Origin of the sequence: Bacillus sp. 7894-2 (genome assembly GCF_002272225.1) — a bacterium.
Taxonomy (GTDB): Bacteria; Bacillota; Bacilli; order Bacillales; family Cytobacillaceae; genus Cytobacillus.
In genome coordinates this window covers 1-12383 of record NZ_NPDG01000136.1, presented here as the reverse complement: position 1 = coordinate 12383, position 12383 = coordinate 1, and the positions used below count along the sequence as shown (strand labels likewise).

Genomic DNA, 12383 nt, shown 5'->3' with positions numbered 1-12383 from the left:
AACTGGCTCTTTTCTCCTTTCTGTGTCCGAAGTTGGCCAGGGTTTTGACTCTGGCGCTCCTCTTTCTGCTTTCTCTGTCCGAAGCTGAATCATACTTTTTATTTTCCAGGCGTTTTCTCTTCACAAAATCAAACAACTTCAGTAAACTATTAATACCAATAAAACCAATGAGAAAGGTCGGAAAATAAATGGCGAATACACCAATTTCGATTCCCCGTCCGCTCGTAAGAACCAATCAATGGTCAATTGTATTAAGTGTTTTAGCTTCTTGGTTTACCGGAGAAGCCTGGATACTCGCACTTCCGCTGCTCGCAGGTGCAATGGGCCTATTATTCGGCTACAATCCGATTATGCGTACAGCACGACATTTTCTTAGAAAGAGTCCTTCTGAGTACATCCCCGAAGACTGGGAGCAGCAGCAATTTAATCAGGTGATTGCTGTTGCCTGCCTGGCGCTTGGGCTGATCAGCTTTCTGCTGGGCTGGACAGCTGCAGGGTATATTTTTACAGGGATGGTCGCTCTTTCAGCGTTTATTGCCATTCTGGGATTTTGCATCGGCTGTTTTATCCGCTTTCAGCTTAACCAGTATAAGTACCGAAATTCGTAAGGCAGCCATCACGGCTGCCTTTTTCGTTTCCTTATTCACCCAGCTAGTTTCAAAGGACTTTTTAAGGGGTACATATTTCATAAGTAAAATATTCCGAGGTGAAAAAATGAAAACTGCCAGTAAGTTTCTTTTGACAAAAGAAGATATGACTAACCCCGATATTGTGCCTGAGTGGGTTATTCAAGAATATAAAACATTTCATGATACAGTTACAGATAAAACCTTCCCGTGCTATTTTGGCATGACTGCAGAAATGCGCGGTGAATTGAGATATGCCTATATTACAAAGGATGACTGGTCTAATCTGCCGGAGGCTCTTGAATCCTTTATCGAGCTCTTTGATGCACCAAAGCTTATTCGTCATGGCCTGTTTGTATTTGTGGAGCCTGAAAAAGATGAAAAGCCGCTTGAACATTACAGAGAAAATTTCTGGAATATCCTTCAGTATTTGCATAAGGTTGATACAAAGCCATGGCCGAAGGATTATCCGACAGATCCGGACCATCATTTATGGGCGTTTTCTTTTGCGGAGGAGCCATTCTTTGTGTTTGGCAATGCGCCTGCATACAAGCAGAGAAAGACGAGGGATTTAGGCAACAGTCTTGTGCTTGGATTCCAGCCGCGCCGTATTTTTGAAGGTCTGGAAGGCACCTCTAAAGGCGGCGTCATGTCGAGGGAAAAAGTAAGGGAGCGGGTTGAAAAATGGGATGGCCTCCCTACCCATCCAAACATCAGCCACTATGGCGATCCCGAACACCGTGAGTGGAAGCAATACTTCATCGGTGATGACGTTAAGCCAATCGAAGGGAAATGCCCTTTTCATCATAAATAATCAGGAAGTTCAGTGAAAAAACTGCATAAATAAACAAGGAACCGTTCTCAGTGAGCGGCTCCTTATTTATGTGTCATATATTGATTAATGCGGCTGCCGATTGCGGACAATACTTCTTTGCCGGCTGCCTGATTTTGGAGCCTGTCCACAAGTACTGCAGCGCAGACTGCTTTTCCTTTATGCGTAAATATCGCGCAATCATGTTCTATGCCGGGAAGTTCGCCTGTTTTACCCGCAACCGTGACTTTTTCCTCGTCTATCGTGTTGGCAAGTTTGTTTTTAAACTGCTGGTTTTCCAATATATACAGAGCTTTTTCAGTATACTTCCCTGATAAAAGCTTTTGCTCTGCCAATGCCTTTATGCCATACAGCATATCCCTGGCAGTCGTGGTGTTGTCTATGCCGTTTTTCAGTGCTTCAAAATCCATCATCTTTCTGTTTAATGATGTGTGATTAAACCCCAAATTTTTGAAAAGCTGATTGATTTTTTCTATTCCGAGCAGCTCAATGATAAGATTAGTCGCTGTATTATCAGACACAATGATCATAAGGGTCATTAGGTCTGTCACCTTGATCTTCAAATCTCTGGCCATAGCTTGCAATACACCTGATCCGCCAACACGGGCAGAAACAGTAACTTCCAATTCCTCCTCAAGCTGCAGCATCCCTTTCTCCGCCTGTGAAAGTCCTGCAAGTAAAATCGGCACCTTTATTAAGCTGGCTGAAGAGAAAACGGCATCGGCATCTTTTTCAATGACACCATCCCCGGTATGGATACATACAGCAACGCGGCCTTCGCAGCTGCTGGCCAATGTAAGAATTTCCGCTTTAAGTGTATGAAAATCCATTTTATTTCGCAGCCGCCACTTGGGGACGGTTATTGTCGCCCGTTACTTTTTCATTATATAAATGGCAGGCTACAAAGTGATCCTTCTCAATCTCCTGCCACTCAGGCTTCATGGAAGCACAAGCCTCCATCGCATAAGGACAGCGTGTGCGGAATACGCAGCCGCTTGGCGGATTCATTGGACTTGGGAGCTCCCCTTCCAGAATGATTCTTTCCCGGTTATCCTCGATATCAGGGTCAGGGATGGGAATCGCCGACAGCAGGGCCTGTGTATATGGGTGAAGCGGATTTTTATATAAGTTTTCGCTTGTGGTTAATTCCACTAGATGGCCTAAGTACATAACGCCGATTCTGTCGCTGATATGCTTAACCATTGAGAGATCATGGGCGATAAATAAGTAGGTCAGCCCTTTTTTCTCCTGGAGACCCTTAAGCAGGTTCACCACCTGGGCTTGTACCGATACATCGAGTGCTGAGATTGGCTCGTCAGCAATAATGAATTCCGGATCCAGCGCCAAAGCACGGGCAATTCCAATTCTTTGCCTCTGCCCGCCGCTGAATTCATGCGGATAACGGTTAGCATGGTCGCGGTTAAGACCTACATCCTCCAGAAGCTGATAGACCCGCTCGAGACGCTCCCTCTTATTCGGATATAACCCATGAACCTCCATGGGCTCGGAAATAATCTCCTGTACGGTAGAACGCGGATTCAAAGAGGCATACGGATCCTGAAAAATCATCTGCATTCTCCTGTGAAAAGCAAACCTCTCTTTTTCAGTCATGTTATGGACATTTTTCCCGTCATAAAGGACTTCCCCTTCTGTACGGTTATATAAGCCAATGATGGTACGCCCTGCGGTTGATTTTCCGCAGCCGGATTCGCCGACAATCCCGAAAGTTTCTCCCTGTTTGATATGAAAGGAGACATCATCAACAGCCTTCAGGGTTTGTCCTTTTCCCATTGAAAAATGTTTTTTCAGATTGTTGACCTGTAAAAGTGCTTTTTTTGCCATGTTTATTCCCCCGTCTCTTGCCAGTAACGTCTAGCTGCACATAGTTCCTTTTCATAGATGGTATCTTTCAAGTCGATAATTTCGATGTTTTTACCGGTATTTGGAGAATGAAGCAGCTTTCCATCACCATAATAGATGCCTACATGATGGAGTTTGCCTTTTCCTTCTTCATAAGCAAAAAATAATAGATCCCCTGGTTCAATGGCATCCAGTTCGACCGGTTTCCCTGCTTCCGCCTGATCGTGGGCATCACGTGGAATGATCACTCCATTTGCTTTGCACATCGAATAGCTGAACCCTGAACAGTCATATCCATAGCTGCTCATGCCGCCCCAAAGATAGGGAAGGCCTATAAATTGTTCTCCCGCAGCAATGATGTCTCTTCCGCTGCCTTTCCGTATAGCCTCGATTGATTCAAAGACCTTTACGTCAGCAGATTTTAAGAATCCTTCTCCTTCAGGTGTCTGAACCTGGATCCAATCGGCTTCTTCTTGTAAGACTGGAAGTACGGTTTGATAGCTTAGAACAAGTCCCGGCTCTCTGTCAGTCGAATAGAGAGTTGCTTTTTTGTTCTGGATGACAGCAGCTTTTTCACTACTAAGCTTCCAATCTTCATTTTGAGTCAGCTGGGCCTTTGGCAACCAGCCAGGGTACCCTCTTTCATCCTTTGAGGAAGGCTGGCTCGGGACAACAACTTGTACCCATCCATCTCTCTCCTCCAATATATTCACTTCTTCTCCGTACAAAAGTTGTGATTGCACAAGATTCCCGTCGCAAAGCTCCAGCCGGGGCTCATAGGTGAGCTTTTCAAGCCAGGCATCCAGATTAACCGGGTTAGTGATGGCTTCAGTGTCCATTTCTCTTGATGAATCGCTAGCTGTCCACAAGGTCGCAGCCGGAACCGAAACCAGCCATTTCTGCTTAATTGCCAAACCGAATTCCTCCTCTTTAAAAATTCTCAGGATGTCAATTCCTGCTTGTTTACTGCTAATGATACATTTCTGATACCAAGGCCAGGTTCAGATGGCAGGGTAATTTTGCGGCCGGAATAGCGGATTCCGCCTTCCACAATTTCTTTTGCCATCATCAAGGGGGCGTCAAAATCAAAACGGGTTATATTCTTTTTGCTGGCTGCAAAATGGGCTGCGGCCGTAATGCCGATCTTGGTTTCAATCATGCTGCCTACCATGCATTCCATCCCGCATACTTCAGCGAGCTGATTAATGATCTGCGCCTGATAAATGCCCCCTGATTTCATCAGTTTGATATTAATCAGGTCAGCACTTCGCGTTTTAATGACATCAAATGCCTGCTTCGGTGTAAAAACACTCTCATCTGCCATAATCGGTGTATCCACCGCGTCGGTAACCTGTTTAAGCCCCTCTATATCCCAAGCCTTTACCGGCTGTTCGACAAGCTCAATGTTCAAGTCCAGTGCTTCCATTTTCCGGATGGCATAAATAGCATCCTTTGGTTTCCAGCCCTGATTGGCATCCAGGCGGATTTTAATTTTCGATCCTACCCGGTTACGGATTTCCCGTATTCTCTCTATATCTGTTAAAATATCATCCTTTCCTACCTTTACCTTAAGGACATCGAAGCCTTGCTGAACATAGGAAACCGCATCTTCTCCCATTTCTTCCGGACCATTGACGCTTACTGTATAATCCGTTTCCACCTCATTTTTATGTCCGCCTAAAAATTGGTAAAGAGGCAGTTTGCATTGCTGTGCAAGACAATCGTATAAGGCCATATCCACCGCTGCCTTTGCACTCGAATTTCCTATTAATGCGGACTGAATCCCCTGGAAGATCTCCTCATAGTTTAGAAGACTCTTATTGATCAGCATTGGCTTTAATACATGATGAATGGCTGACTCTATGCTTGACAGGCTGTCCCCGGTGATCACCACAGTGGGAGGTGCTTCTCCCCACCCGGCTATCCCGTTATCGCATGTTACTTTTACAACAAGTGTTTCAGCTGTCTCAACAGTTCTCAAAGCTGTTTTAAATGGTTTTTTCAGTGGTACCGCAGCTCTAAATGTTTCGATCGTGTTTATTTTCATCTATACCACCCTTTTACTTAACTCCGCTTTCGATTTTCAGCTTTTTACCGGCTGCATCCAATTCTGCCCTTACACCTAATGGCACAGAAATATGCGGAGAGCAATGGCCGATATGAAAGCCTTTTACAGCAGGCTTATTCACCCTTTTAATATATGTGTCCAGAACTTCATCCAGTTCCAGGGAAAGTTCTCTTTCCGGAACGCAATTATTAAAGTCCCCAATGATAAAGCCGGCCGCATCCGAAAGCTTCCCTGCCATATGGAGCTGGTTCAGCATGCGGTCGACCGCACGGGGCTCTTCGTTGATGTCTTCAATAAGCACAAGTTTATCTTTTGTATCAATTTCATATGGGGTTCCGATTGTACTGGCCATAAGAGACAGGTTTCCGCCCGTTAAGACACCCGCGGCACTCCCGTTCACCATCGTCTCCAATTCTGAAATTCCTTCTGGATAGTCAAGCGTGACCGGCTCAAATAACTGGTTAAAATATTGCTTGGATAGCGGATCCGCATCCTCTTTGCCAATATCAGAGGCGAGCATCGGCCCATGGAAGGTGACCAATCCTGTCTCTTGGCGGATGGCGGTGTGCAGGAAGGTTATATCACTGTATCCCCAGAAAATTTTCGGGTTTTCTTTTATCAGATCATAGTCAATTTGGGACGCAATTCTCCCGGTTCCGTAGCCGCCGCCTGCACAAATGATCGCTTTGACTTCCTTATCCGCAAACATGTTATGTAAATCAGCCAGACGGTCTTCATCCTTCCCGGCCAGGTAACCATATTGGTCTGCCACATGCTCGCCCATCTTTACCTTTACACCAAGCTCTTCCAAAAAAGACAGGGATCGTTTCAGGTTCTCCTGATTGGGCGGGCTTGCCGGTGCTATAATTCCAATCGCATCACCTTTTTTCAGGCGCTGAGGTTTGATTGCCATGCTGTCACATCCTTTTCGTTTTATAGCATTATATGCTCCTTCAGCAAAAGCATTGTTTGGGAAATGAAATGATTGTCGAGGATATAAGCTAAAATTCGGGAAAATATATTATTTTTCGGGAAATAACTCGAAAAGCGGAGAGCGCCCGCTTATCGGCGACAAGCTTAAGACAAGCGCTGGCAGAAGGCGTTTTTTGCCTTCATAAGTGATTGGCTTAAGACCTCGAGCCGATGGCGCTCGGAGCTAGACAGTTATCAAAGTTCAAAGATTCTTATTCATCAAAAAGTATATTCTTCTGAAAAAAAGGGATGTTCACACGAACACCCCTTTTCCTGTCACTTTCACATCAAGCCGAAGAAGTATTACTTCTTATCTGCCCATTTAAGCTCCAGATATCCAACCGGATGGCGGACAATTCCTGAAACAGCATCATTATAGAGATATACCTGGTTGTAGAAATGGATAGGGATAATCGGCATTTCTTCGAATAAGATTTTTTCCGCTTCATACATCAGTTCAAAGCGCTTTGCTTCGTCTGCTTCATTCTTAGCATCCTTGATCAGCTGATCGTACTTATCATTGCTCCAGCCAGTGCGGTTCATGGAATGTCCTGTCTGGAAGTTTTCAAGGAAGTTGATTGGGTCAGCATAGTCAGCAAGGAATGAGCTTCGGGATAATTGGAATTTAAGCGCTTTTTGTTCTTCAGCGAATACATTCCACTCCATATTGGCAAGCTTCACTTCAACGCCAAGGTTTTCCTTGAACATTTGCTGAAGAGCTTCAGCGATCTTCTTGTGAGAATCACTTGTGCTGTACGTTAAAGTAACTTCAGGAAGTGTTTCATAGCCTTCCTCTTCCATTCCTTTTTTAAGAAGGGACTTCGCTTCTTCTACATTCGTTTGGACAAGATCTCCTGCTGTTTCACGGAAATCCTTGCCATCAGCATCCTTAAATCCATAGGCTACAAATCCGTATGCTGGCTTTTCTCCATTCTTGGTTACAAAGTCAACGATTTGCTTCTGGTCCACTGCCATTGAGAAGGCTTTACGGATGTTTTCGTTCTGGAATGGCTCCATATTTACGTTAAATCGGTAGAAATAATCACCGGCCTGGTCTTCAACCTTTGCTTCACCCAATAGCTTTTCGCTCAGCTCAGATGGAACAGCCGATACATCAAGCTCTCCGGTTTGATACATTTGGTATTCAGTATTGGTATCATCAATGATCGCCCAATTAATTTTATCCAGTTTTACATTATCAGCATCCCAGTATTGATCGTTTTTCTCCATTACAAAGTGGCTGTCATGCTCCCACTCTGTCAGGTTGAAAGGACCGTTGCCCACAAAAGATTCTGCTTCAGCAAACCACTTCGGGTTTTCTGTTGCTACTTTTTCATTGATCGGGAAAAATGCAGGGTTAGTGATTACACTTAAGAAATAAGCCTGCGGACTAACTAAAGTGACTTCAAATTTTTTATCATCAACTGCTTTTACTTTTACATCATCAGCTGATCCTTCCCCGTTGTTATAAGCTTCTCCGCCTTCAATGAAGTAGCCGAGGAAAGCGGCTGAAGAACCTGTATCAGGATTTAAAAGGCGCTTCCAGGCAAATTCAAAATCACCTGCTGTTACAGGATCGCCATTTGACCATTTGGCATCTTCGCGGATATGGAATGTATAAGTCTTTCCATCTTCAGATACATCCCACTTTTCGGCAATGGCTGCTTCCGGCTCATGATTTTTTCCCAGACGTGTCAAACCTTCCATCAAGTTGTTCAGTGCGCTCCAGGAAACAGAGTCAAAGCCGATTGGAGGGTCAAACGAAGTCGGCTCCTGGCCATTGTTTAAATAAAGCACCTTTTCAGCACTTTCTTCTTTCTTGCCATCATCCTTGCCGTCTGTTTCTTTGCCTGCATCTTCATTTGCCGTACAGGCTGCCATAACGAATAGCAACACACCTGCAAGCAGCAGCGATAAAAACTTTTTCATTCTTTTTCCCCCTCTTAAAATATATTTCTTTATCTACCAGATGCCTGTCTGACAGCTGATAGATTCATAACTTTCGCAGTGCCGTACCGGGTATGGCACTGCGAAAGGAAGTACTTACTTTACACCTGCATGCATTTTTTGTGCCCGCTCATCCTGGAGCCAGCAGTCCACATGATGATCCCGGCTTAAATGCGTTTTATAGGGATAAACCCGGTCACATACCTCCATTGCATATTCGCAGCGGGCAGCAAATGGGCATCCAGCCGGCGGAGCGAATAAATCCGGCGGCGATCCGCCTATGGGAATAAGATCGGCACCATCCAGGTCAAGACGCGGAACGGAATTCAGCAGGCCCTTCGTATAGGGATGCTGAGGATTATAGAAGATTTCCCTTCGTTCTCCGGCCTCCACTATTTTCCCTGCATACATGACAGCGATGCGGTCTGCTACTTGAGCGACAACCCCCAGGTCATGGGTAATAATTATGATAGATACTCCAGTTTTTTTCTGGATATCTTTAAATAAATCCAAAATTTGCGCTTGAATCGTTACATCCAGTGCTGTAGTCGGTTCATCGGCAATCAGCACTTCCGGCTCACAGACAAGGGCCATGGCAATCACGATCCGCTGCCTCATCCCTCCGCTGAATTGGTGCGGATAATGCTTCAATCTTTCGGATGGATTTGGTATTCCAACTAAATTCAGCATTTCCAGGGCCTTTTTACGGGCATCCTGCCTTGATACGGTTTTATGCTGCATAATTCCCTCTATAATTTGCTCCCCGATGGTAATCGTAGGGTTTAATGCAGTCATGGGATCCTGAAAGATCATCGAAATATCGGCACCGCGGATATCCCGCATTTCAGACTCTTTTAGTTTTGTCAGGTCCTTCCCTTTAAATAGGACAGAGCCATCTGCTATTCTCCCGGGAGGAGATGGAATCAGCCGCATGATGCTCTGGGACGTTACACTCTTTCCGCAGCCGGATTCACCAACAATCGCCAGGGTTTCCCCCTTGAAGAGATCAAATGATACACCCCTTACAGCCTGGACTTCCCCGCCATAAGTGGTAAATGTGACATGCAGGTCTTTTACTTCTAGTACTTTCTCCATGCTGCTACCTCCTTAACTTCGGATCGAGGGCATCCTGCAATCCGTCTCCAAGCACATTAAATGAAAACATGGTCAGGGAAATGAAAAAGGCAGGGAAGAACAGGCGCCACCAGTGACCTGATAGAATCGTAGACAGTCCATCATTGGCCATGGATCCCCAGCTGGCAAAAGGCGGCTGAATACCTAATCCCAGAAAGCTCAGGAACGCCTCTGCAAAGATGGCTGATGGCACTGTTAAAGTCATCTGGACAATGATAGGGCCCATCGTGTTCGGCAGCAGGTTTTTCTTTATAATCCTCGATGTTTTTGTTCCGAAAGTCTTTGATGCCAGTACAAATTCATAGTTCTTGATCTGCAGAACCTGTCCGCGGACAATCCGGGCCATCCCGACCCAGCCCGTTACGGAAAGGGCGAATATAATGGTGAACAAACCAGGTCCCATTACAACACTGATTAAAATAACAACCAGCAAATAAGGAAGTCCATAAAGAATTTCCACTACCCTCATCATGGCATTATCTGTTCTGCCGCCTTTATAGCCGGCAATACCGCCGTAAATGACTCCGATTGCAAAATCAATCATGGCTGCCACGATTCCAACGAATAAGGAGATCCTTGCTCCGTACCATGTTCTTGCAAAAACATCCCGGCCTAATTCATCTGTTCCAAACCAGTATTTTGAAGATGGCGGAAGATTCTGATTGGCCAATGACTGCTGGGATACATTATGCGGAGAAATCATCGGGCCGAATATGGCCATAAAGGCTAAGGCTATAAGAAAGAATAGCCCTGCCATCGCCAGTTTATTTTTCAAAAGCCGGCGCCATGCATCCTGCCAATAAGAAAGGCTTGGCCTTACAACTGCTTCCGCTGCATCCTCGTCTTTGGCCTTTGGCATAAACCAGTCATCCGGAATATCGGGTGCAAGGTTGCGGTTATCATGCTGTTTGCGCAGTTCCATTAGCTCGCCTCCTTTTTATGAAGCTTAATTCTTGGGTCCAGAACTCCGTATGCAATGTCCACGAGGAACAGCATTATAATCAAAATCGAGCTGTAGAAAACGGTGGTTCCCATAATGACGGGATAATCACGCGTATTGATGCTTTCTACGAAATACTTTCCCATTCCGGGAATGGCAAATATTTTTTCAATAACAAAGGTTCCTGTCAAAATGCTTGCAGCAAGCGACCCCAATACGGTTACAACAGGCAGAAGGGCATTTCTCAGTGCATGTTTAAAAACAATTTTCACCGGTGACAGGCCTTTAGCCTTGGCCGTCTTGATGTAATCCTGTGTCAGAACTTCCAGCATGCTTGAACGTGTCAGACGGGCGATAATCGCCATAGGACCGGTCGCAAGCGCCAGAGTCGGCAGAATCATATGCTTAGGGCTTGACCAGGTAGCCACCGGGAGGATTGCCAGGTTGACAGCAAGCTGCTGAATTAATAGTGTGGCAAGCACAAAGTTTGGCACTGATATTCCCAGAACTGCAATGGTCATCGCTAAATAATCAATAAAGCCATTGTGCCGGAGAGCTGCGATGATTCCGAGCGCAATCCCTGAGATAACAGCCACAATCAAAGTGACGATTCCCAGTTCAAACGACACCGGGAACCCCCGTCCCAGCATTTCATTCACCGTCTGTGAGGACTTTTTAATAGATGGTCCAAAGTCAAATGTTGCAACGGATTTCAAGTACATCCCATATTGGACATACAGCGGTTCGTCCAAATGATAGAATTTCTCCATATTCCGCTGGACCGCTTCGCTGGTGTTTCTTTCTTCATTAAAAGGCGATCCGGGTATGGAGTGCATTAAGAAAAACGTCAGAGTGATAATGAACCAAAGTGTGACGACCATTGCGATGAGGCGTTTTATTATGTATCCAGTCATTCATTAACACTTCCTAACAGAATGTAGTTCTCATGGCCAGCTCAGTCATCACGAGCATAGCCTGGTATGCTTCAAGAATATCTTTAGCCTGATAGCGGACAATGGTTGTATTTTCTTCTATCTCTGCACCAGGCATTAAAGCAGCCCACTCAGCCTGGCCATAGTTGGCAAATTCAATTTTCAACACAGGGTTTTCCGGCGGCACAAGCGGCTTGACAAGCTCCTTTTTGCTAAGTGCCTCTGCCGCTTTTTCTCTTAAAAGCAGGCCCGCTTTCGCAGGAGTAAGCGATTTCACAGCAGACCGTGATATCGTCTCTTTTACAACAGCTGTTGTCACATTCGGGATTAATTTCTCTGCTTCCAGTGCCGCCTGGTCATCTCCGGCCACCATTAGAACCGGCACGCCATGATAGCCAGCCACATAAGCATTGAAGCCCATTTCTCCAATGGCATGATCATTGATGTACATATTTCTTACACCGAAGATCATGGAGTGGGACATAACCCCTTTCATGGAAGCACGTGCATGATATCCAACAAACATGGCACCAGTAAAGCTTGAGTCCAGGCCCTGAACCATTGAATATGGCTTAACATCACCCGTAATCAGCTGTGTCTCCGGGTGCATTCTTTCAATTAGCAGGTTGTTCATTTTCGAGTGGCTGTCATTGACAATCACCTCACTGCAGCCTTCTTCAAAGGCAGCTGTCACCACATGGTTTGCCTCATCAGTCATAATTACCCTGCTGCGTTCATAATTGTGCTTTGATGATCCGACATGTGTATGATCAGCCAGACCCGTAATTCCTTCCATATCAACAGATAGATAAAGCTTCATTCAGAATCCTCCAAAATATTATATTATTATAGTTTTCTATATTGTAGATCATTTTGATATTTTCTGTAAATTAAATCAGCAATTTATTTACCTTTTAAATTGTTATTAGCCTATCAATGTTGCCCGTTGATTTCCGCTCCAGGATGCTCAGCAAACCGCGGGGCAGGCGGTGAGCCTCCTCAACGCTTCGCGTCTGCGGGGTCTCACCTGTCCCGCTACTCCCGCTGGAGTCTCGCACCTTCCGCTACAATC

General features: G+C 45.3%; 12 protein-coding genes. 2 read left to right on the top strand and 10 right to left on the bottom strand.

Annotation, left to right across the window (positions count from 1 at the left end):
- Nucleotides 1-188: 188 nt before the first annotated feature.
- Together CHI10_RS19550 and CHI10_RS19545 are read left to right on the top strand one after the other, a co-directional pair.
- Nucleotides 189-608: a DUF4395 domain-containing protein gene (locus CHI10_RS19550; RefSeq protein WP_095245855.1), complete on the top strand. Its 420-nt coding sequence runs from the start codon at nucleotides 189-191 to the stop codon at nucleotides 606-608.
- Between the two features lie 106 nt (nucleotides 609-714).
- On the top strand, nucleotides 715-1440 hold the full coding sequence (locus CHI10_RS19545; RefSeq protein ID WP_095245854.1) for a YqcI/YcgG family protein: 726 nt from the start codon (nucleotides 715-717) through the stop codon (nucleotides 1438-1440).
- Between the two features lie 62 nt (nucleotides 1441-1502).
- On the opposite strand, the gene CHI10_RS19540 is transcribed toward CHI10_RS19545, so the two are convergent.
- The 10 genes from CHI10_RS19540 to CHI10_RS19495 all read right to left on the bottom strand — a co-directional run bounded on the left by CHI10_RS19540 (nucleotide 1503) and on the right by CHI10_RS19495 (nucleotide 12131).
- Nucleotides 1503-2288, bottom strand: a complete 786-nt coding sequence (locus tag CHI10_RS19540) for a serine hydrolase (RefSeq protein WP_095245853.1) — start codon at nucleotides 2286-2288, stop codon at nucleotides 1503-1505.
- A gap of 1 nt (nucleotide 2289) precedes the next feature.
- The gene (locus tag CHI10_RS19535; RefSeq protein WP_095245852.1) at nucleotides 2290-3300 is read right to left on the bottom strand and encodes an ABC transporter ATP-binding protein; all 1011 of its coding nucleotides are present in this window, start codon (nucleotides 3298-3300) and stop codon (nucleotides 2290-2292) included.
- Nucleotides 3301-3302: 2 nt separating this feature from the next.
- The gene (locus CHI10_RS19530; protein ID WP_095245851.1) at nucleotides 3303-4232 is read right to left on the bottom strand and encodes a C40 family peptidase; all 930 of its coding nucleotides are present in this window, start codon (nucleotides 4230-4232) and stop codon (nucleotides 3303-3305) included.
- A 26-nt stretch (nucleotides 4233-4258) separates the two neighbouring features.
- Complete coding sequence (locus CHI10_RS19525) at nucleotides 4259-5365, bottom strand: dipeptide epimerase (RefSeq protein WP_095245850.1); 1107 nt, start codon at nucleotides 5363-5365, stop codon at nucleotides 4259-4261.
- A gap of 13 nt (nucleotides 5366-5378) precedes the next feature.
- Nucleotides 5379-6299, bottom strand: coding sequence for a S66 peptidase family protein (locus CHI10_RS19520; RefSeq protein WP_095245849.1), 921 nt, complete (start codon nucleotides 6297-6299; stop codon nucleotides 5379-5381).
- 362 nt (nucleotides 6300-6661) lie between these two features.
- The gene (locus CHI10_RS19515; RefSeq protein WP_095245848.1) at nucleotides 6662-8287 is read right to left on the bottom strand and encodes a peptide ABC transporter substrate-binding protein; all 1626 of its coding nucleotides are present in this window, start codon (nucleotides 8285-8287) and stop codon (nucleotides 6662-6664) included.
- Nucleotides 8288-8401: 114 nt separating this feature from the next.
- Complete coding sequence (locus CHI10_RS19510; protein WP_095245847.1) at nucleotides 8402-9400, bottom strand: ABC transporter ATP-binding protein; 999 nt, start codon at nucleotides 9398-9400, stop codon at nucleotides 8402-8404.
- A 4-nt stretch (nucleotides 9401-9404) separates the two neighbouring features.
- Complete coding sequence (locus tag CHI10_RS19505) at nucleotides 9405-10298, bottom strand: ABC transporter permease (RefSeq protein WP_370460364.1); 894 nt, start codon at nucleotides 10296-10298, stop codon at nucleotides 9405-9407.
- A gap of 62 nt (nucleotides 10299-10360) precedes the next feature.
- Nucleotides 10361-11293, bottom strand: a complete 933-nt coding sequence (locus CHI10_RS19500) for an ABC transporter permease (RefSeq protein WP_095245845.1) — start codon at nucleotides 11291-11293, stop codon at nucleotides 10361-10363.
- Nucleotides 11294-11306: 13 nt separating this feature from the next.
- Nucleotides 11307-12131, bottom strand: a complete 825-nt coding sequence (locus CHI10_RS19495; protein WP_095245844.1) for a M55 family metallopeptidase — start codon at nucleotides 12129-12131, stop codon at nucleotides 11307-11309.
- Nucleotides 12132-12383 lie beyond the last annotated feature (252 nt).

What these genes read in the sequence shown, in the direction of transcription:
- CHI10_RS19550 (WP_095245855.1), top strand. Translation starts at nt 189, where the DNA reads ATGGCGAATACACCAATTTCGATTCCCCGTCCGCTCGTAAGAACCAAT.
- CHI10_RS19545 (WP_095245854.1), top strand. Translation starts at nt 715, where the DNA reads ATGAAAACTGCCAGTAAGTTTCTTTTGACAAAAGAAGATATGACTAAC.
- CHI10_RS19540 (WP_095245853.1), bottom strand. Translation starts at nt 2,288, where the DNA reads ATGGATTTTCATACACTTAAAGCGGAAATTCTTACATTGGCCAGCAGC.
- CHI10_RS19535 (WP_095245852.1), bottom strand. Translation starts at nt 3,300, where the DNA reads ATGGCAAAAAAAGCACTTTTACAGGTCAACAATCTGAAAAAACATTTT.
- CHI10_RS19525 (WP_095245850.1), bottom strand. Translation starts at nt 5,365, where the DNA reads ATGAAAATAAACACGATCGAAACATTTAGAGCTGCGGTACCACTGAAA.
- CHI10_RS19520 (WP_095245849.1), bottom strand. Translation starts at nt 6,299, where the DNA reads ATGGCAATCAAACCTCAGCGCCTGAAAAAAGGTGATGCGATTGGAATT.
- CHI10_RS19515 (WP_095245848.1), bottom strand. Translation starts at nt 8,287, where the DNA reads ATGAAAAAGTTTTTATCGCTGCTGCTTGCAGGTGTGTTGCTATTCGTT.
- CHI10_RS19510 (WP_095245847.1), bottom strand. Translation starts at nt 9,400, where the DNA reads ATGGAGAAAGTACTAGAAGTAAAAGACCTGCATGTCACATTTACCACT.
- CHI10_RS19505 (WP_370460364.1), bottom strand. Translation starts at nt 10,298, where the DNA reads ATGCCAAAGGCCAAAGACGAGGATGCAGCGGAAGCAGTTGTAAGGCCA.
- CHI10_RS19500 (WP_095245845.1), bottom strand. Translation starts at nt 11,293, where the DNA reads ATGACTGGATACATAATAAAACGCCTCATCGCAATGGTCGTCACACTT.
- CHI10_RS19495 (WP_095245844.1), bottom strand. Translation starts at nt 12,131, where the DNA reads ATGAAGCTTTATCTATCTGTTGATATGGAAGGAATTACGGGTCTGGCT.